The sequence below is a fragment of the Dactylosporangium sp. NPDC000244 genome (assembly GCF_040300725.1).
GTDB lineage: Bacteria > Actinomycetota > Actinomycetes > Mycobacteriales > Micromonosporaceae > Dactylosporangium.
In genome coordinates this window covers 78,029-96,435 of record NZ_JBEPEH010000049.1, presented here as the reverse complement: position 1 = coordinate 96,435, position 18,407 = coordinate 78,029, and the positions used below count along the sequence as shown (strand labels likewise).

The 18,407-nt window shown below is 73.8% G+C and carries 16 protein-coding genes; 9 read left to right on the top strand and 7 right to left on the bottom strand.

Features of this window, described 5'->3' with window-relative positions; all coding sequences use genetic code 11:
* Positions 1–222: 222 nt before the first annotated feature.
* Positions 223–1,227, bottom strand: a complete 1,005-nt coding sequence (gene hemE / locus ABT369_RS48810) for a uroporphyrinogen decarboxylase (protein WP_350623891.1) — start codon at positions 1,225–1,227, stop codon at positions 223–225.
* 78 nt (positions 1,228–1,305) lie between these two features.
* Between hemE and ABT369_RS48805 the strand changes: the two genes are divergently transcribed.
* The gene (locus tag ABT369_RS48805) at positions 1,306–1,857 is read left to right on the top strand and encodes a DUF3000 domain-containing protein (protein WP_350623890.1); all 552 of its coding nucleotides are present in this window, start codon (positions 1,306–1,308) and stop codon (positions 1,855–1,857) included.
* A 59-nt stretch (positions 1,858–1,916) separates the two neighbouring features.
* Here the strand turns inward: ABT369_RS48805 and ABT369_RS48800 are convergent, their stop codons facing one another.
* Both ABT369_RS48800 and ABT369_RS48795 read right to left on the bottom strand, forming a co-directional pair.
* Entirely contained in the window at positions 1,917–2,753 is an 837-nt protein-coding gene (locus tag ABT369_RS48800; RefSeq protein ID WP_350623888.1) for a hypothetical protein, read from the bottom strand.
* A gap of 97 nt (positions 2,754–2,850) precedes the next feature.
* Entirely contained in the window at positions 2,851–3,717 is an 867-nt protein-coding gene (locus ABT369_RS48795; protein ID WP_350623886.1) for a S1C family serine protease, read from the bottom strand.
* Positions 3,718–4,131: 414 nt separating this feature from the next.
* On the opposite strand from ABT369_RS48795, the gene ABT369_RS48790 reads away from it, so the two are divergent.
* The 4 genes from ABT369_RS48790 (at position 4,132) to ABT369_RS48775 (ending at position 9,993) form a co-directional block, all read left to right on the top strand.
* Positions 4,132–5,400, top strand: a complete 1,269-nt coding sequence (locus tag ABT369_RS48790; protein WP_502891924.1) for an HRDC domain-containing protein — start codon at positions 4,132–4,134, stop codon at positions 5,398–5,400.
* Between the two features lie 80 nt (positions 5,401–5,480).
* A complete protein-coding gene (locus ABT369_RS48785; RefSeq protein WP_350623884.1) occupies positions 5,481–6,674 on the top strand; it encodes a thiolase family protein in 1,194 nt (397 codons plus the stop codon).
* Positions 6,671–8,743, top strand: coding sequence for a 3-hydroxyacyl-CoA dehydrogenase NAD-binding domain-containing protein (locus tag ABT369_RS48780; protein ID WP_350623882.1), 2,073 nt, complete (start codon positions 6,671–6,673; stop codon positions 8,741–8,743). The genes ABT369_RS48785 and ABT369_RS48780 overlap by 4 nt, the downstream gene beginning before the upstream one ends.
* 107 nt (positions 8,744–8,850) lie before the next feature.
* A complete protein-coding gene (locus tag ABT369_RS48775; protein ID WP_350623880.1) occupies positions 8,851–9,993 on the top strand; it encodes a peptidoglycan DD-metalloendopeptidase family protein in 1,143 nt (380 codons plus the stop codon).
* 19 nt (positions 9,994–10,012) lie between these two features.
* On the opposite strand, the gene ABT369_RS48770 is transcribed toward ABT369_RS48775, so the two are convergent.
* On the bottom strand, positions 10,013–10,531 hold the full coding sequence (locus ABT369_RS48770) for a VOC family protein (RefSeq protein WP_350623878.1): 519 nt from the start codon (positions 10,529–10,531) through the stop codon (positions 10,013–10,015).
* A gap of 91 nt (positions 10,532–10,622) precedes the next feature.
* Between ABT369_RS48770 and ABT369_RS48765 the strand changes: the two genes are divergently transcribed.
* The 3 genes from ABT369_RS48765 to ABT369_RS48755 are packed head-to-tail and all read left to right on the top strand — an operon-like array spanning position 10,623 to position 13,243.
* Positions 10,623–11,576 (top strand): helix-turn-helix transcriptional regulator, encoded by a 954-nt coding sequence (locus ABT369_RS48765; RefSeq protein WP_350623876.1) that lies wholly within the window; start codon positions 10,623–10,625, stop codon positions 11,574–11,576.
* A 24-nt stretch (positions 11,577–11,600) separates the two neighbouring features.
* A complete protein-coding gene (locus tag ABT369_RS48760) occupies positions 11,601–12,287 on the top strand; it encodes a Clp protease N-terminal domain-containing protein (RefSeq protein ID WP_350623874.1) in 687 nt (228 codons plus the stop codon).
* Positions 12,284–13,243, top strand: coding sequence for an asparaginase (locus tag ABT369_RS48755; protein WP_350623873.1), 960 nt, complete (start codon positions 12,284–12,286; stop codon positions 13,241–13,243). Before ABT369_RS48760 ends, ABT369_RS48755 begins: the two co-directional genes overlap by 4 nt.
* A gap of 91 nt (positions 13,244–13,334) precedes the next feature.
* Here the strand turns inward: ABT369_RS48755 and ABT369_RS48750 are convergent, their stop codons facing one another.
* Positions 13,335–14,357, bottom strand: coding sequence for a glycoside hydrolase family 113 protein (locus ABT369_RS48750; RefSeq protein WP_350623871.1), 1,023 nt, complete (start codon positions 14,355–14,357; stop codon positions 13,335–13,337).
* A 64-nt stretch (positions 14,358–14,421) separates the two neighbouring features.
* Between ABT369_RS48750 and ABT369_RS48745 the strand changes: the two genes are divergently transcribed.
* Positions 14,422–15,003, top strand: coding sequence for a TetR/AcrR family transcriptional regulator (locus ABT369_RS48745; protein WP_350623870.1), 582 nt, complete (start codon positions 14,422–14,424; stop codon positions 15,001–15,003).
* Between the two features lie 154 nt (positions 15,004–15,157).
* Here the strand turns inward: ABT369_RS48745 and ABT369_RS48740 are convergent, their stop codons facing one another.
* Both ABT369_RS48740 and ABT369_RS48735 read right to left on the bottom strand, forming a co-directional pair.
* Entirely contained in the window at positions 15,158–16,132 is a 975-nt protein-coding gene (locus ABT369_RS48740) for a LysR family transcriptional regulator (protein WP_350623868.1), read from the bottom strand.
* A 441-nt stretch (positions 16,133–16,573) separates the two neighbouring features.
* Positions 16,574–18,328 (bottom strand): diguanylate cyclase domain-containing protein, encoded by a 1,755-nt coding sequence (locus tag ABT369_RS48735; RefSeq protein WP_350623866.1) that lies wholly within the window; start codon positions 18,326–18,328, stop codon positions 16,574–16,576.
* Positions 18,329–18,407 lie beyond the last annotated feature (79 nt).

The following is an 18,407-nucleotide window of genomic DNA, read 5'->3' as shown; positions in this document are numbered from 1 at the left end:
CAGAGCCGAAGAGCCGAAGAGCCGAAGAGCCGAAGAGCCGAAGAGCCGAAGAGCCGAAGAGCCGAAGAGCCGAAGAGCCGAAGAGCCGAAGAGCCGAAGAGCCGCCACTCACCCGAATCCGCGGCGAATACAGGTCCGAGGTGGGTGTCGTTCCGCTTTGTTACACCATACCATGACCGACCTAACTGATCACGGTTTTCGATGCGCTGTGCGACAAGGCGACTACTCCCCGTGAATCAGCTCCACCAGGCGCGTCAACACGTCCGGGTCCGTCTCCGGCAGCACGCCGTGGCCGAGGTTGAAGATGTGTCCGGGCGCCTTGGCCCCCTCCCCCAGCACCCGCCGCGCCTCCGCCGCCACGACCTCCCAAGGTGCCATCAGCACGCACGGGTCGAGGTTGCCCTGCAGCGGCCGCCCCGGCACCCGTGACGCCGCGACGTCCAGCGGGGTGCGCCAGTCGACGCCCACCACGTCCGCGCCCGCCTCCGCCATGGCGGGCAGCAGCTCCGACGTACCGACGCCGAAATGAATGCGGGGACAGCCGGAGAGGCCGGAGAGCACGGCCCGCGAGTGCGGGAGCACGAACCGGCGGTAGTCCGCCTCCGACAGCGCCCCCGCCCACGAGTCGAACAGCTGGATCGCGTCCACGCCGGCGTCGATCTGCACCTGCAGGAAGGTCCGCGTGATCTCGGCGAGGCGCTCGCACAGGGCGTGCCAGACGTCGGGCGCGCCGTACATGAGTGCCTTGGTCAGCACGTGATGCCGGGACGGTCCGCCCTCGATGAGGTAGCTGGCGAGGGTGAACGGCGCGCCCGCGAAGCCGATGAGGGCCGTGGAGCCCAGCTCGGCCAGCAGCAGGCGGATGGCTTCGGCGACGAAGGAGACGTCGCCGGTCTCCAGCGGGCGGATCGCGCTCACGTCGGCCATGGTGCGCACCGGCGAGGCGACGACCGGGCCGGTGCCGGCGACGATGTCGAGGTCGATGCCGGCGGCCTGCAGCGGCACCACGATGTCGCTGAACAGGATCGCCGCGTCGACCTTGTGCCGGCGCACCGGCTGCAGCGTGATCTCGCAGACGAGGTCGGGGCGGCGGCAGGATTCCAGCATGCCGATTCCGGCGCGCAGCTCGCGATATTCGGGCAGGGAACGTCCGGCCTGACGCATGAACCAGACCGGGGTGTGGGGCACGGACTCGCCCCGCGCGGCGCGCAACAACAGCTTCGTCATCGGGTCCATCGTTTCACTCACTGCGCACGGGCGGCGCGGCGGCACCCCCTACGCACGTTTCGGTCTTAGTCTTCCGTTATGGCGCCATCGACCGCGACTCCCCCCACGTTCACCCGGGCGGTGGAGGATTTGCGCGCCGTGACCACCCGGCCGGAGATCACCCTCGAGGAGGTCCCGGCGCCGCAGCGGCTGGCTCCCTTTGCCCATGCCATCAGCGGCACCGTGCTGCGCCACGGCGACGAGGTGGCCACCGGCCGGCTGATCCTCCTGCACGACCCGGCCGGCCACGACGCGTGGGACGGCACGATGCGGCTGGTGACGTACGTGACCGCCGAGCTCGAGGCCGAGCTGGCCACCGATCCGCTGCTGCCCGGCGTGGGCTGGAGCTGGCTGGTGGACGCGCTCGACGGGCACGGGGCGGCCTACACGGCGATCGGCGGCACGGTCACGCAGACGATGTCGACGCGCTTCGGTGACCTCGCGGGGCCGCCGGCCGCGGCCGACCTGGAGATCCGCGCCTCCTGGACCCCGACGACCGAGGACATGCAGTCCCACGTGCACGCGTGGTGCGCGCTGCTGGCCTCGACGGCCGGCCTGCCGCCGCCGGGAGTGACCGCCCTGCACGCATGAGAAAAGCCCCCGTCAGGCGACGGGGGCTTTTCTGGAAGTACCAGATCCCGAGGGAGGTATTAAATCCCGAGGATGGTCTGCGCCTCGTTGCAGGGCTTGTCCATCTCGTTGATCTTGTTCTGCATCGTGGTCTTGTCGCCCGCGGCCGAGGCGTCGAGGGCCTCGAGCAGCAGCTTCAGGCACTGGCCGATGACGTCACGCTGGCGCTTGGCCTCGGTGCTGTCGGCCTGGGTGCCGCGCAGGTCCTGCTGGGACTTGGTGAGCTCGTCGGCCTTGGCCTGCAGGTCCTTCTTGGTCTGGTCGAGGTCCTTGTTGGACTGGTCGAGCGAGGCCTGGCGCTGCGAGGACTGCGACTCGGACTTGGTGAGCTTGTCCGACTTCTGGACGTACAGCCCGACGAACACACCGGCGGCGATGACCGCCAGGGCCAGGAAGCTCGCGAGCAGCGGCACGGCGATGCCGCGCTTCTTCGGCGGCTCGACCGGCGGGTAGCCGACCGGCTGGCCGGGGAAGCCGCTGGTGGGCGGGCTGGAGACCGGGCCGTAGGCCATCGGCGGGCCGGACATCGGCGGGCCCGACATGGGGGGCGCGGACATCGGCGGGGCCGGCTGCTGCATCGGGGCGGTCGGCGGGGCCGAGACCGACGGGTCGAGGTTGTAGGAGGACTCGCCGTACGTGGGCAGCTGCGTCGTGCCCTGGTCGTGGACGGGCTGCGGCTGCGGCGGCACGGGCTGGCCGTACTGCGGCGGCTGCTCGCCGTAGGGCGACTGGGGAGCGGCGGGGTAGCCGCTGACCGGGGCCTGGGGCGGCGGCGGGTACGCGCCGGCCGGGGCGTTGGGGTCGGGGAATCCGTATCCGTCGTTCGGGTTCCCCTGGGGGCTGCCGGGGTATGTCATGTTCTCTTCCTCCTGGTGGTCCTGCCGGGCAGCGCCCCGGCGGGAGTCGTACGTCCGGCGCGTCCGGGGCGCCGGTGGGTGGTGCGGCCCCGCTGGCTCAGCAGACCGCCGGGACGGTTTCGCAGACCACGGAGATCGGGATGGCCAGGCCGATGCCTTCGGCCTGCTGGGCCTTCAGCGTCGCGACGCCGACCACCTCCTTCTTGGCGTTGAAGACGGGGCCGCCCGAGTTGCCCGGGTTGATGGCCGCGTCGAACTGCATGAGCGCCTCGCCGCTGAGCGTGCGGAACGCGCTGACGACGCCGGTGGTGACGGTGTCCTCGAGGCCCATCGGGGAGCCGATGACGAGGACGGGCTCGCCGACCTTCGGCACCGCGGCCGCGGGCGCGAGCTTGGTGAACTCCTCGTCGGTGTGCAGCACCGCGAGGTCCTTGTCCGGGTGGACCTCGATGATCTTGGCGGGGAAGCGCTGGTCGGTGCGCTCGAGACTGACGTCCTTCTCGCCCTTCTCGTACGCGTCGGCGACCACGTGGTAGTTGGTGATCAGGTTCGTGCCGCCGCCCGAGGGGGCCTTGCCCAGCGCGAACCCGGTGCCGATGGCGTATTTGGTGGTGACCCGGAAGACGCTGGGGCGCACGGACTCGGCGACCGCGGCGGCGTCGAGGCTGCCGCCGGTCTTCTGCTCGAGCTTGTCGGCTCGGTCCTCGAGCGTCTTGAGCCGGGCGGCGTCGTCGGTCGCGGCGGACTTGGCGGTGGCGTTGGCCTTGTCGACCTTCTTCTCGAGGTCGACGATGAGTGCGGTCTGCACCCCGACGACGATGAGCAGCAGCACGGCGAGCGCCAGCGCGATCCCGGCCAGGGGGCTGCGCCGGGGCGCGGCCATCGGGGCCGGACCTGCCGACACCGGACCCGCCGACACCGGCCAGGAACTGGTGGGCTGCGGCGGGATCGAGCTGGTGGGCATCGTCCCGGTCTGGGTGATCCGAGGGGGAAGTGGACCGAGTCGTTCCGGGTCGTCGCCGGCCGCGTGCCGCGGTCGGTCGTCGAAGCCATCGGAACTGCCGGAAGCCACCGGGTTGGAGGGGTCATACCCGGCCGTCATGCTTCTCGTTTCCTTCCTGTCACGGTTCCACCCGTTTCGCCGGAGTGTGAAGGGCGTCCGGCGATACCGCAGTCGGCCCTCACCCTAAACGGCGAGCACAAGTGCCGCGACCTCCGATGCAGCCTGTGTAAGTAACCGGACCGCCCGCGCACGCGAACCGTACCGGCTACACGGACGGCCTGTCCGTCCCGTTCACGGTGTCTCTACACACTCAAGAACGCCGACGCGCCGGACCGGCTGCACACAGGGACCTATGGCGCAACGTACGGTTGTCGCGTGACCGACGAACCCCCCATGCGGCGTCGGGACGAGGAGCCAGACAGTCCGGGCAATCCGGACCACCAGACCGAGCCCGTCCTGCTGACCGCCCCCCGAGACGGGACCCCCGAGCCGATCGCGGACCGGGCCGAGCTGGCGCGTGCCGTCGAACGGTTCGCCCAGGGCACCGGCCCGGTGGCCGTGGACGCCGAGCGCGCCTCCGGCTACCGGTACACGCACCGCGCCTACCTGGTGCAGTTGCGACGAGCCGGCTCCGGCACGGTGCTCATCGATCCCCTGCCCTTCGGCCAGCTGCCCGAGCTCGACGAGGTGATCTCGCCGGCCGAGTGGATCCTGCACGCCGCCAGCCAGGACCTGCCGTGCCTGACCGAGCTCGGACTGCGCCCGACCAGGCTGTTCGACACCGAGCTGGCCGCCCGGCTGTGCGGGTTCGAGCGGGTCGGGCTGGCCGCGCTGACGGAGTCGCTGCTGGGGTACACCCTGGAGAAGCACCACTCCGCCGCCGACTGGTCGACGCGCCCGCTGCCCGCCTCCTGGCTGACGTACGCCGCCCTCGACGTCGAGCTGCTGCTCCAGCTGCGCGACACCCTCACCGAGGAGCTGGCCAAGCAGGGCAAGACCGAGTGGGCCGCGCAGGAGTTCGCCGCGCTGGTCGCCTCGGCCGGGGACCCGCCGCGGGTGCGCGCCGATCCGTGGCGGCGCACCTCGGGCATCCACCGGGTCCGAGGCTCCCGCGCCCTGGCCCGCGTCCGCGCGCTGTGGACGGCCCGGGACGAGATCGCCCAGCGCCGCGACGCGAGCCCCGGCCGGGTCCTCGCCGACGCCGCGATCATCGCCGCGGCCGAGGCCGACCCGAAGGACGAGCGCTCGCTGCTGGCCCTGGCCGGGTTCGGCGGGCGCTCGGTGCGCCGGCTCGCCCCGACCTGGCTCACCGCGCTCTCCGACGCCCGCGCGCTGTCGGACAAGGAGCTGCCGACCACACCGCCGTCGGAGGGGCCGCCCCCGCCGCACCGGTGGGCCGAGCGCGACCCGGTCGCGGCGGCCCGGCTGGCGCGGTGCCGGGAGCTGGTGACCGGGCTCGCGGGCGCGCACCAGTTGCCGCCGGAGAACCTCATCACCCCGGATTCGGTACGCCGCCTGGCCTGGTCACCCCCCGAGGAGCTCACGGCGGACGCCGTCGCCGCGGTGCTCTCAGGCTACGGGGCGCGCCCGTGGCAGGTCGGCCTCGTGTCCCCGGGACTGACGGAGGCGCTCAAAACGGCCTGAAACGGTGGTGAAAGGGTTCACAGCCCCCAGTGACCTACTGGCGAGTAACATGGCCGGTAATTCGTTGCTAGGAGGACTCCGTGCCCCGTGCTGTCCGCGACGTCGTCTTCGTCGACGGCGTGCGCACCCCGTTCGGCAAGGCCGGTGGGATGTATGCCAACACCCGAGCCGATGACCTGGTCATCCGCTGCATCCGCGAGCTGCTGCGGCGCAACCCGCAGCTGCCTCCGGAGCGGGTCGACGAGGTGGCCATCGCGGCCACCACGCAGACCGGAGACCAGGGCCTGACCATCGGCCGGACCGCCGCCCTGCTCTCCGGCCTGCCCAAGACCGTCCCCGGCTACGCCATCGACCGCATGTGCGCGGGCGCCCTGACCGCGGTGACCACCGTGGCCGGCGGCATCGCGTTCGGCGCCTACGACGTCGCCATCGCCGGCGGCGTCGAGCACATGGGGCGCCACCCGATGGGCGAGGGCGTCGACCCCAACCCGCGCATCCTCGCCGAGAAGCTCGTCGACCCGTCCGCGCTGGTGATGGGCTCCACCGCGGAGAACCTGCACGACCGGCTGCCCGGCATCACCAAGGAGCGGGCCGACCGGTTCGGCTACGCCTCGCAGGTGAAGACGGCCGCCGCCTACGCCGCCGGCAAGCTGCAGCCCGACCTGGTCAGCATCGCCACCCGCGACCCGGAGACCGGCTGGGGCCTGGCGACCGTCGACGAGGCGCCGCGGGAGACCAGCCTGGAGAAGCTCGCGACCCTCAAGACGCCGTTCCGCCCGCACGGCCGGGTCACCGCGGGCAACGCGGCCGGCCTGAACGACGGCGCCACCGCGTCGATCATCGCGGCCGAGGAGGTGGCCCGCGAGCTCGGGCTGCCGGTCGGGATGCGGCTGGTGTCCTACGGCTTCGTCGGCGTCGAGCCCGAGGTCATGGGCTTCGGCCCGGTGCCCTCGACGGAGAAGGCGCTGCGGCTGGCCGGCCTCACCATCGACGACATCGGCCTGTTCGAGCTCAACGAGGCGTTCGCCGTGCAGGTGCTCGCGTTCCTCGACCACTTCGGCATCGCCGACGACGACCCGCGCGTGAACCCGTGGGGCGGCGCGATCGCCGTGGGCCACCCGCTCGCCTCCTCGGGCGTGCGGCTCATGACCCAGCTGTCGCGGCAGTTCGCCGAGCGGCCCGACGTGCGCTACGGCCTCACCGCCATGTGCGTCGGCATCGGCATGGGCGCGTCGGTGATCTGGGAGAACCCCAACTGGGAGGGTGGCAAGTGACGGCGCTGACGAACCCGAACGAGGTCGTGACGAAGGCGCTGCTGCGCTTCGTGACCCTGCCGAGCCGCGAGCGCGCCGCGCTCATCACGCTCGACAACGGCTTCGACCACACCAAGCCGAACTCGTTCGGCCCGGGCGGCCTGGCCAGCCTCGAGGCCGCCGTCGACGAGGCGATCGCGGCGGCGCCGAAGTTCATCGCGCTGACCGGCAAGCCCTACATCTTCTGCGTCGGGGCCGACATCACCGCCATGCCCCTGCTGACCGAGCACGCGCAGGCGGTGGAGCTGGGCCGGTTCGGTCACCGGGTCTTCAAGAAGTTCAAGGATTCCCCGGTACCGACCTTCGCCTTCATCAACGGCGCGGCGATGGGCGGCGGCCTCGAGGTCGCGCTGCACTGCCACTACCGGACCGTCTCGTCCGGCGCCGCGGCCCTCGCCCTGCCCGAGGTCGCGATCGGCCTCGTGCCCGGCTGGGGCGGCACCCAGCTGCTGCCCAACCTCATCGGCATCGCCCCGGCCGCGCAGGTCATCCTGCAGAACCCGCTCACCCAGAAGCAGCTCAAGCCGGCCCAGGCGCACGAGTTCGGCATCGCCGACGCGATCTTCGAGCCGGCCGACTACCTGGAGCGTTCCCTCGCGTGGGCCGAGGGCGTGGTCGACGGCGAGATCACGGTGACCCGGCCCGAGATCGACCGGGACATGTGGGACGGGGTGCTGTACTTCGCCAAGCACCAGCTCGACGAGCGCCTCCACGGCGCGGTGCACTCGGCGAACACAGCACTCGAGCTGCTCGCGCTGGCCAAGGACGCGTCGTTCGAGGACGGCACGGCGGCCGAGGACGAGGCGCTGGCCGGCCTGATCATGGGCGACCAGGCGCGGGCCAGCCTCTACGCCTTCGACCTGGTGCAGCGGCGCGCGAAGCGGCCCGCGGGCGCCCCGGACAGGAACCTGGCCCGGGACGTCACCAAGGTCGGCATCGTCGGGGCCGGCCTCATGGCCTCCCAGCTGGCGCTGCTGTTCGTGCGGCGGCTCGAGGTGCCGGTCGTGCTCACCGACCTCGACCAGGAGCGCGTCGACAAGGGCGTCGGCTACGTCCACGCCGAGATCGACAAGCTGGTGAGCAAGCGGCGCTTGGACGCGGGCCGGGCCGCGAAGTACAAGGGGCTCATCGGCGGCTCGGTCGACAAGGCCGCGTTCGCCGACGCCGACCTGGTGCTGGAGGCGGTCTTCGAGGACCTCAAGGTCAAGAAGCAGGTGTGGGCCGAGGTCGAGGCCATCGTCCGCGACGACTGCGTCCTGGCCACCAACACCTCCTCGCTGTCGGTCACCGAGCAGGCCGCCGACCTCGCCCACCCGGAGCGGGTCGTCGGGCTGCACTTCTTCAACCCGGTCGCGATGATGCCGCTGCTGGAGATCGTGCGCGCCGGCCAGACCGACGACGCGACCCTCGCGACCGCGTTCGCCGTCGGCAAGGCGCTGAAGAAGTCCTCGGTCCTGGTCAAGGACGCCCCGGCCTTCGTGGTCAACCGGCTGCTGACCCGCTTCCTCGGCGTGGTCACCGCCGCGGTCGACCGCGGCACCCCGATCGGCGTGGCCGACTCCGCGCTCGACCCGCTGGGCCTGCCGATGCGCCCGATGGCGCTGCTGAGCATGGTCGGCCCGGCCGTCGCGCACCACGTCGCCGAGACGCTGCACCACGCGTTCCCGGACCGCTTCGGCGTCTCGGCCAACCTGGCCAAGGTCGTCGGGGCCGGCAAGCGGGGCTTCACCGACGCCGAGGGCAACCCCGACCCCGAGGTCCTCGCCCTGCTGGAGGTCGGCGACTCCCCGTCGACCGCCGAGCAGCTGCGGGCCGAGGCGACCGAGGCGCTCGCGCGCGAGATCCGGCTCATGCTCGACGAGGGCGTCGTCGCCGACGCGCGCGACATCGACCTGTGCATGATCCTCGGCGCGGGCTGGCCGTTCCACCTGGGCGGCGTCACGCCGTACCTGGACCGCGAGGGCATCTCCGAGAAGGTGACCGGCGCTCGCTTCCTGCCCGAGGGCGCGGCAAACGCCCCGAAAGAGTGAATACATACTGAAATATCGGACTGCGAACCCCGCCCGCGCCTAGCGTTGGCGGGGTTCGCGGTCCCCCCGGCCCGAGCGCGGAGCCAGCTCGATCCCGGGGGTGCACCATGCGCAAAACGATCTTCGTCGTGGCCGGCATGCTGGCGGCCGCACTGGTGCCCCCGTCCGGCGCCCAGGCCGCGAGCGTCGGCGCCACGGTCGTCTCGCCCAAGCGCCCGCTGAACGCCCGCGCCGGCGCGGCCGTCTGGACCCGCTCCCTGCGCACCCTGCCCAACGGCACGGCGGTCGCCATCGAGTGCCAGGTCAAGGGCCAGCTCATCGACCAGGGCCCGGTCCGCGTCACCGACCAGTGGGACCGGCTCACCGACGGCTCGTTCATCAGCGACGCGTGGGTGCGCCGCCCGCAGGCCGCCCCACCCCCGTGCACCGCGGAGCAGCAGACCGCCGCCCCCGCCGCCGCTCCCGGCGCCCCGACGACCGCCGGCACCGTGGCGTCGGGCGCCATCCCGCTGAAGACCCGCGGCGGCCCGGCCCGCAGCGCGATCCTCTACGCGGGCCTGCCCAACGGCACCCCGCTCAACATCGCCTGCCAGGTCCAGGGCGAGCAGATCACCGGCACCCTGCGCGTCACCGCGATGTGGGACCGTCTCGACTCCGGCGCGTACGTCTCCGACGCCTACGTCAACCGCGGCGCGACCCCGCCGTCGTGCACCGCCCCCGCCGCGGCCCCGCCGGCCGCCGCCCCGGCCCCCGCGGGCGCCCCGCAAGCCGGCGGCGCCCCGGTCACCGAGGCCGGCCGCTGGGTGAGCCCGCTGCCCGGCTTCTCGGCCCGGCCCGGCTTCCGCACCCCGACGAACCCCAACCACGTGGGCGTCGACATCATGTCGTTCGTCGGCACCCCGATCCACGCGGCGTCGGCCGGCACCGTGCTCGAGGTCGTGTGCAACATCGAGGCCGGCCACAGTTGCGACCAGACGGGCAGCGCCTCGGTCGGCGGCTGTGGCTGGTACGTGAAGATCCAGCACGCCGGCGGCATCTCGACCCTGTACTGCCACATGGTCCGCAAGGGCGTCGTGAAGCCCGGCCAGAAGGTCGCGGCCGGACAGGTCATCGGCTACGTCGGCAGCTCCGGCAACTCCTCCGCCCCGCACCTGCACTTCGAGGTCCACGTGAACACCCCGCCGACCTCGCCGGGCAACGCGATCGACCCGCTGCCCTTCATGCGCACGCACGGCGCGCCGATCGGCTGAGCCGGGCCGCGGCGCGGGATCAGCCGGCCGGCAGGCGGCTGACGACGCTGTGGGTGCGGCCGCTCAGCTCCCGGTCCAGGCTCTCCTGGGCGTCGCGCATCGCGTCGGCGTACCGCGGCTCGGCGAGCCGCCGCATGCCCTCCTCGGGCGCGACGTCCTCGACCACCGCGCTGATCCACCAGATGTTGCCGAACGGGTCGCGGATCCGGCCGCCCCGCTGCCCGAAGGCGTGGGTGGCCGGCGCGGTGACCACGCGGGCCCCGGCGGCGACCCCGCGCTCGATCGCCCGGTCGGCGTCGGCGACGAAGACCCGCAGCAGCGACGGCATGGCCGGCCAGTCGGGCAGCCGGTCGAAGGCGAGCAGGACGGTGTCGCCGACGCGGATCTCGGCGTGACCGATGGTCCCGTCCTCCAGCCGGACGCGGCCCATCTCGACCCCGTCGAACACCGCGGTGACGAAGTCCAGCAACTGCCCGGTGTCGGGCGTGACGATCCACGGCGCGACGGTCGTGTACCCGGCCGGTGGCGTGCTGCTCATGAACTCTCCCTCGTGTCGTGGCGGAACTTCGCCCCACGGTAGGGCCGGTATAGGCCAGTTCCCGTCCTAGTCGCGGGCCACCATGGCAGGCATGTCAGACGCGCGCGCCCGGCTGCTGTCCCTGCTGTCGCTGTTGCAGACCCCTCGGCTGTGGCCGGGCAGCGAGCTGGCGCGGCGGCTGCGGGTGTCCGTGCGGACCGTGCGGCGCGACGTCGACCGGCTGCGCGAGCTGGGCTACCCGGTGCACGCCGAGCAGGGCGGCCTGGGTGGATACCGGCTGACGGCCGGCGCGGCGATGCCGCCGCTGCTGCTGGAGGACGACGAGGCGGTCGCCGTCGCCATCGGGCTGTGCACCGCGGCGACGCAGGCGGTGACCGGGGCCGACGAAGCGGCGGTGCGGGCGCTGCGCAAGCTGCTGCAGGTCCTGCCGTCCCGGCTGCGCCGCCGGGTCGACACGCTGACCTCCTCCACCGTGCCCCACCCGTTCTCCCTGGCCGCGGATCCGGTGGACCCCGACGCGCTGGTCGTCACCGCCGCGGTGATCGCCGGCCACGAGCGGCTGCGGTTCCGGTACCGCGACGAGGGCCGCCACGTCGAGCCGCGCGCCCTGGTGACGGCCGGGAGGCGCTGGTACCTGCTCGCGTTCGACCTCGACCGCGACGATTGGCGGACCTTCCGGCTGGACCGCGTCACCGAGCTCGCCGCGACCGGCGCCCGGGCGGCCACGCGGGAGGTGCCCGGCGGGGACGTCGCCGCCTTCGTCGCCGACCGGACGATGCGGATGGCCCCGACCTACCCGGCCGACGTCGTGATCCGCGCACCGGCCGCCCGCGTGGTGGACCGCCTCGGCGGGCCGCCGCCCGGGACCCTGACCGATCGGCCGGACGGGACCTGCCGGTGGCTCGCGCCGCCCGACACCGGCGAATGGCATGCGCGCCGGCTGGCCTCGATCGGGCTGCCGTTCGAGGTCAGCGGCCCGCCGGAGCTGGCCGGCCACCTCAGGTCGATCGCCGCCCTGTTCCGGGCCGCGACGCTCGACGTATAACCCCATGCGGGGTATACCTGAGGTGTGCCGAAAATCAACGTCTACCTCCCCGACGAGCTCGCCGACGCCGTCAAGGCCGCCGGGATCCCGGTCTCGGCCATCTGTCAGCGCGCGCTCGAGCAGGCCGTCCGGAGAGTGACCGCGATCCGCGAGACGGTGCTCGGCGACCTCGACGACGCGGCCCTGGCCGCCCGCCTGCCCCACTTCACCGCCCGCGTGCGCACCGTGCTGCGCCTGGCCGCCGAGCGCGCGGCCGCCGAGCGGGCCCCGGCCGTCGGCACCGCCCACCTGCTGACCGGCATCGTCGCCGAGGGCGGCAACCTGGCCCTGCACGTCCTGCGCGCCATCGACATCGAGCCGTCGGGCATCGCCGCGGCGATCAGCGCGACGCCCGAGCCGGCCGAGCCCGCGGACGGCCGCCGGTTCAGCGCCCCGGCCGCGGCCGCGCTGGAGCTCGCGGTCACCGAGGCGACCGCGCTGGGCCACAACTACGTCGGCTGCGAGCACCTGCTCCTGGGCCTGGTCGCCGAGCCGGACGGCGCGGCCGGTCAGGCCCTGCGCTCCCTGGGCGCCGAGCTGCGCCTGACCCGCCGCGCCGTGACCGCGGCGCTGGCCGGCTACGTCCACCTGCAGGCCCAGTCCCCCTCGCTGGAGTCCGCGCTGGCCCCGCTGCTGGAGCGCATCGAGCGGCTGGAGAACCGCCTCCCATGACCCGCAGAGTGCTCCTGCTGGCCTCCAAGGACACCATCGCGTACCGCGCCGGCTCCGTCGCCACCGGCGCCGGCCTCCTCGCCGCCGCCAGCCGGCCGGCCGACGCCGACGTCACGGTCGAGGACGTCCTGGCCGAGCCCGGGTGGGACGCCTCCCCCGCGACGATGGCCGCGACCGCGCGCCGCGTCCGCGCGGCCCTCGGCGAGGAGGGCTTCCACGGCGTCGTCGTGACCCACGGCACCGACACGCTGGAGGAGGCGGCCTACCTGACCGACCTCGTCGCGGGCGCGGCCTCCAACCCGGCCACAGCCCGGGGCGCCATCGTCTTCACCGGCGCCCTGCTCCCGCTCGACGCCCCGGGCAGCGACGGCCCCGCCAACCTGACGGCCGCCCTGGTCGCCGCGGCGGACCCGGCCGCGGCCGGCCTCGGCGCGGTCGCCTGCTTCGACGGGGAGCTGCACGCGGCGGCGCGGGTGCGCCAGGCCGCCGCGTCGCGCCCGGGCGCGTTCACCTCCGCCCCGCACGAGCCGCTCGGCCGCGTGCTCGGCGGCCGCGTCACCCTGACCGCCGCGCCGCCCCCGCCCCCGTCGCCGCCGGGCGAGCCGGAGACGAACGTGGCGTTGATCAAGGTGTACCCGGGGATCGGCCCGGCGCTGCTCACCGCCGCCACCGACGCCGGGGCGAGGGGTGTCGTGCTGGAGGGCACCGGCGCGCTCAACGTCCCCGTCCCCCTGCTGGGCGCCGTCGCCGACCTGGTGTCCTGGGACATCCCGGTCGTCGTGACCTCCCGCGCCCGCGCGGGCGGGGCGCCCCGCAGCCCCGACGGGCTGGCCGCCACCGTCGGCGCCATCCTCGCCCCGGACCTGACCGCCGGGAAGGCCTGGGCCGCGCTCATGGTCGCGCTGGGCGCCGAGGGCGGCGTCGCGGCCGCGCGCGACTACTTCGCCCGGCTCTGAGCACGCCTCGGGCAGGGTCGCGGCCGGTCGCGGCCACCTCGCCCCAAGCCCGCCCTGAACGCGCCTCGGGCAAGGTCGCGGCCGGTCGCGGCTACTCAGCCCGAAGTCCGTTCCCGCTCTGAGCGCGGGCGCGGCCGTACTCGGCGAGAGCGTGGAACGCGGCCTTCGGCGTCCACGAGCCGTCCGGCAGCACCCGCACGATCCCGCGCGCGGCCAGGTCGAAGTCGCGCTCGGGGTCCCCGGTGGTGGGCAGGTGCCGGTTCGCGAAGGTGTAGACGAACGCCGCCTCCACGCCGCCGGCCTCGTAGTCGCGCAGCAGGTCCAGGATGTAGCGGGCCTGGCCCTCCTCGTCGCGCTCCAGCCCGGGGGTGATCGTCGCGGCCGCGCCGTGCGCCTCGTACGTCACCGGCTCCGCCGCCCCCGCGACGTCCCCCGCGCCGCGGAACGTGCAGCAGCCGAACTCGGTCGCGGCGTACGGCTTGCCCTGCCCCACCGCGGCCGCCAGGCTCTGCGGGAACGCCGCCGCGTTGGTCGCGTCGCGGTAGCCGGCGTCGCTCGCGATGATGTCGAACGGCGCCCAGTCCACGGCCTCCAGCGGGATCGAGGCGTAGCCGACGGGGCCGCCGAAGCGCTCCCGCACGGCGGGCACGGCCTCGGCGAGGAAGTCGTGCACGGCGGCCCGCGCGGCCGGGACCGCCTCGCGCATGCGCATCGGGTCGGTGAACAGCGCCATGCGCTCGGCCAGGTCGCGGCCGGGCAGGAAGCCGTCGGTGAACATGGCGATCTCGGAGCCGGTGAGGAAGACGACCCGCGCCCCGCCGCGCCGCAGCCGCTCGGCCCGCTCGGCGCCGTCGAGCACGAACGCCATGAGCGCGGCGCGGTCGAGGCCGTTGGTGAACGGGCAGTACCACACCTCGAGCCCGGCCTCGGCCGCCAGCCGCGCGGCCAGTTCGAGCCGGTCCTGGACGCCGCCCGTGATCCGCACCGCGTCGCAGTGCAGCTCGTCGCGGATGACGCGCAGGTCGCGCCGGACGGTCTCGGGGTCCCACGGCTCGTGGGTCGTGGACCCGCCGCTGACGAAACCGGTGTCGTAGTTCATGCCGAAGACGCGCATCGCCCAACCCTCCGAATACGGTACGGCCAGTACCTTATAGGGTACGTCGAGTACCCTGCAAGCCATGACCACGAGACGCCGGGGCGCCGAGCTGGAGCAGGCGATCCTGCGCGCGGCCGCGGACGAGCTGCGCGAGTCCGGCTACGCGGGCATGACCATGGACCGGGTCGCCGTCCGGGCCGGGACCAACAAGAACGCGATCTATCGCCGGTGGCCGCACCGGGCGGCCTTGGGCATCGCGGCGTACCGCCACCTCTCCGACGCCGTGATGCCGAACCCGGACACGGGCACGCTGCGGGGCGACGCCCTGGAGATGCTGCGCCGGGCCAACGAGACCTGGTCGTCCCCGCACGGCGCGATCCTGCGCGGCCTGCTGGCCGCCGCGGCCGAGGACCCGGCGCTGCTCGAGCTCATGCGCGAGCGCTCGGGCGCGGCCACCATGGACCGCGCCTGGCTGTCCATGCTCGAACGCGCCGTGGCGCGCGACGAGGCGCCGCCCGCGGCCGCGCACCCGCGCGTGGCGACGACCCCGATGATGCTGCTGCGCGCCGAGTACGCGATGCGCGGCATCCCGACCGTCCCGGACGAGGTGCTGGTGGAGATCGTCGACGAGGTCTTCCTGCCGCTCGTCCGCGGCCGCGCCTGACCCTGGCGCACGGCCACCCGCGCGGCCGCGCCCGAGCCGCGCACGCCACCCGCGCGGCGGCCGCGACTGACAACGGCGCACGCCACCCGCGCACGGCCGGGCGGCAACCCCGCGGCACGGCGCCCGGCAGGGCGTGGCCGGGCCGGGAAACCGTTCAGCCGCCGCCGAGGTGGGGCAGGGAGCGCGCGGCCGCCTGCACCGCGGCGACCGCCGCCTCCACCGCCTCGTCCGGCCCGCCGGAGCGCACGGTCAGGTGCACCTCGTAGGTCAGCGGCGCATCGGCGACGACCGGCACCCACTTGAAGCGGTCCGCGTACCGCCCGCCGAACTCCATCCCCGCCTTGAACGGCAGCGCCACGTCCGACGGCACCACGAGCACCCGGCCGTCCCAGCGCGCCGCGGTCTCGTGGCGCAGGCGCAACACCGCGGCCGCGGTGTCCGCCGTCGGCCGCCCGGTGCCCGCGCCGGGGTTCCGGTCCAGGCCCCACGCCGCGCGGCGGTCCTCGGGGACGCCGGTGAGGTGCGGAATCGGACGGTACCGCCGCAGCAGCTCCGGCAGCGCCAGCCGCACGCCCGGGAAGTGCGCCGCGGGGACCATGGCCTCCAGGCGCGCCGTGTAGAGGCGCACCGAGCGCCCGCCCGCCGCCGGGGGCGGGCCGATGAGCAGCGCGTGCCGATGCAGCTCCGGGGCCGCGTGCCGATGGGGCTCGAGGTATTCGACCGCGACCCGCGGCCGCCCGAACCGCTCGACCAGCCGCGCCTGCGCGGGCGCGACGAACGCCGCGTGGTGGGGCAGGCACGCCAGCCGCGGCAGCCCGTCGCCCGGGCCGGGCCGGCGCATCAGCTCGTATTCGCCGACGACGCTGCGGGCCGCCCGCTCGAAGTCCCGCCCGCGCTCGGTCAGGCGCAGCTGCCCGCGGTTGCCCTCGAAGAGCGGCTCCCCGCACCAGCGCTCGATCCGGGCGATGGTCTTGCCCACCAGTTGCCGCGCGTAGGGCCGGTCCCGCAGGTGCGACGGCCGCGTCGGCGACAGCGCCTCCGCGGCCTTCGTGTGCTGGCGGTGCTCGGCGACGGCGAGGAAGACGCGACACTCCCACTCGTCGGGTGCCACGTCGTCGCTGACGGCCATGTCCGGAGAACCTAGAAGGCGCGCGGGCACCGGCGGAAGCCGTGTATCGGATTTTCGCCACAGGGGCAAAAACCGCCCATACCCCCTTGCATTCGTGACCGTCGGTTACCTGACGTATCAGGGACTTCGTAACGCTGTGTGAGATAGACCGTAACGCGGCGCCGCTTCCGAGCGTGTTACACGGTCCGTAGAGGGCGGATCACTCTACGCCGAGTGATCGAACCACTCGGGTGCGCACGCCTTCGGCAACTACGGTGCGCACGCGCGACGGGGGCGGTAGACAGGTGAGCGGCGGCGGGCACGGAACCGAGGGGGACCAGGTGACACCCAGAGTCACGGCGCTGAGGATCGAGCTCGTGCAGCGGGGTGCCGTGCGCACCACGCTGACCGTCCGCTCCCCCGCCCCGCCCGTCGCGAAGACGTTGATGCCGGTCGCCGCCGTCAGGCCCGATGCCGTCCCGGCCGGTCGCGGCCGTTCTTGACGGCGTACATCGCCTGGTCGGCCGTGCGCAGCACCGCGTCCGGATGCTCCCCCGGCGCCGCCAGGTGCACCCCGATGCTCGCCCCGATCCGGACCTCCTCGCCCTGGATCACGAACGGCGCGTCCGCGCAGGCCCGCAGCCGGGCGATGACCGAGTGCGTCTCGTCCTCGGTGCCGATCCCCGGCAGGAGCAGCACGAACTCGTCCCCGCCGACCCGGGCCAGCACGTCGACCGGCCGCAGGCAGCCGCTCAGCCGCGCCCCGACCTGCCGCAGCAGCTCGTCCCCGGCCTCGTGGCCGAGCTCGTCGTTGACCGGCTTGAAGCCGTCCAGGTCGACGAAGAGCACCGCGACCGGCTCGGCCTCCAGCGAGTCGGCGAGGCGCTGCTGGAGCCGGCGGCGGTTGGGCAGGCCGGTCAGCGGGTCGTGGTGGGCGTCGTGGGCGAGGCGGTCCTGCATCTCACGCGAGTCGGTGATGTCCCGGGCGTTGATCACCACGCCGTCGAGGGCCGGGTTGTGCAGCTGGTTGGAGGCGGTGAGGTCGAACCAGCGATAGTCGCCGCCGGCCTGGCGCACCCGCACCTGCATGCGCTCCAGGGCGCCCTTCTCCCCGGTCAGGGCCGCGAACCGCTCGCGCAGGTGCGGGCGCTCGTCGGGGTGGACGATCTCGAAGACCGGGGTGCCCACGCGCGTGACGCCGAGGATGCGCCGGCCGCTCGGGCTGGAGTACACCACCCGCCCCTCGTCGTCGAGCACCACCACGACGTCGGGGGCGTGCTCGACCAGGGCCGAGAAGCGCTCCTCGGCGCGGCGGCGGACGAGCTGCGAGCGGTACCCGAGGATGGCCAGCCCCGCGACCCCGACGAGCAGCATGGTGAGCAGCGCCAGGTTGATGGTCAGGCTGCGGTTGCGCACCGGCCCGTCGAAGGTGGCCGTGGACTGCGTGCGCACGTAGGCCCAGCCGCCCGGCAGCCCGCCGTGGACCGTGGCGATCATCGAGTGGCCGCGCTCGGCGTACGTGACGAACACCGAGTCGGTGGAGGTGACCCTCGCCGCGATCGCCGGGTCCACGCGGCTGCCGAGCTGGGCCGGGTCGCTGGACGCGCCGATCACCCCCGCGGCGTCCACGAGCAGCGAGACGTGCGAGTCGTCCTTGAGCTTGACGAGGTACTCCTGCAGCTGACTCTTCGTCAGGGGGATGAACCCGTACAGGATCGCCGCCGGCTGGCTGCCCACGACGATGGGCACGGCCACCGCCTGCACCAGGGTGCCGCGCACCGTCATGATCGAGGAGAACCCGGGCCGGCCGAGCGCGAGCGAGGAGATGAGCGGCTTGAACGCGGCCGACAGCGGGTCGGGGAACATGGTGTCCGGGCCGCTGGCGCTGAGCGGGTTGCCGGTCAGGTCGGTGAGCATGAGCCCGTAGCCGAACGACGGCGACTTCTCCGCGTACTCCTGCAGCGCCGCCGCGTCGCCGGGGTCACCGGGCGTCATCGACAGCGGGTGGCCGGTGGCGAAGTCGTTGAGCTCCTTGGCCGAGACGAGCAGCACCTGCGCGGCGAGGCCGCCGTTGTTGGTGGCCAGGGCTAGGGAGTCGGCGCGGTGCACGGTCTCGGCCGCCCGCAGCGCGGAACGGTTCACCGAGATGCCGACGGCGCCGATGGCCAGCAGCAGCGCGACGCTGACACCGACCACCAGCCAGCTGCGCAGCCGCATCCGACCCGCCTCCAACGCATCCGGGGAAACGTAGGACAGATCGGTCCGGCGCGCGGAGGTTCTGAGCGGAAGTGCCCGC

Excerpts from the sequence above, each read along its gene's own strand:
- ABT369_RS48740 (WP_350623868.1), bottom strand. The coding sequence starts at position 16,132 with ATGGCCGTCAGCGACGACGTGGCACCCGACGAGTGGGAGTGTCGCGTC.
- ABT369_RS48770 (WP_350623878.1), bottom strand. The coding sequence starts at position 10,531 with ATGAGCAGCACGCCACCGGCCGGGTACACGACCGTCGCGCCGTGGATC.
- ABT369_RS48775 (WP_350623880.1), top strand. The coding sequence starts at position 8,851 with ATGCGCAAAACGATCTTCGTCGTGGCCGGCATGCTGGCGGCCGCACTG.
- ABT369_RS48750 (WP_350623871.1), bottom strand. The coding sequence starts at position 14,357 with ATGCGCGTCTTCGGCATGAACTACGACACCGGTTTCGTCAGCGGCGGG.
- ABT369_RS48795 (WP_350623886.1), bottom strand. The coding sequence starts at position 3,717 with ATGCCCACCAGCTCGATCCCGCCGCAGCCCACCAGTTCCTGGCCGGTG.
- ABT369_RS48765 (WP_350623876.1), top strand. The coding sequence starts at position 10,623 with ATGTCAGACGCGCGCGCCCGGCTGCTGTCCCTGCTGTCGCTGTTGCAG.
- ABT369_RS48755 (WP_350623873.1), top strand. The coding sequence starts at position 12,284 with ATGACCCGCAGAGTGCTCCTGCTGGCCTCCAAGGACACCATCGCGTAC.
- hemE (WP_350623891.1), bottom strand. The coding sequence starts at position 1,227 with ATGACGAAGCTGTTGTTGCGCGCCGCGCGGGGCGAGTCCGTGCCCCAC.
- ABT369_RS48800 (WP_350623888.1), bottom strand. The coding sequence starts at position 2,753 with ATGACATACCCCGGCAGCCCCCAGGGGAACCCGAACGACGGATACGGA.
- ABT369_RS48745 (WP_350623870.1), top strand. The coding sequence starts at position 14,422 with ATGACCACGAGACGCCGGGGCGCCGAGCTGGAGCAGGCGATCCTGCGC.
- ABT369_RS48735 (WP_350623866.1), bottom strand. The coding sequence starts at position 18,328 with ATGCGGCTGCGCAGCTGGCTGGTGGTCGGTGTCAGCGTCGCGCTGCTG.
- ABT369_RS48805 (WP_350623890.1), top strand. The coding sequence starts at position 1,306 with ATGGCGCCATCGACCGCGACTCCCCCCACGTTCACCCGGGCGGTGGAG.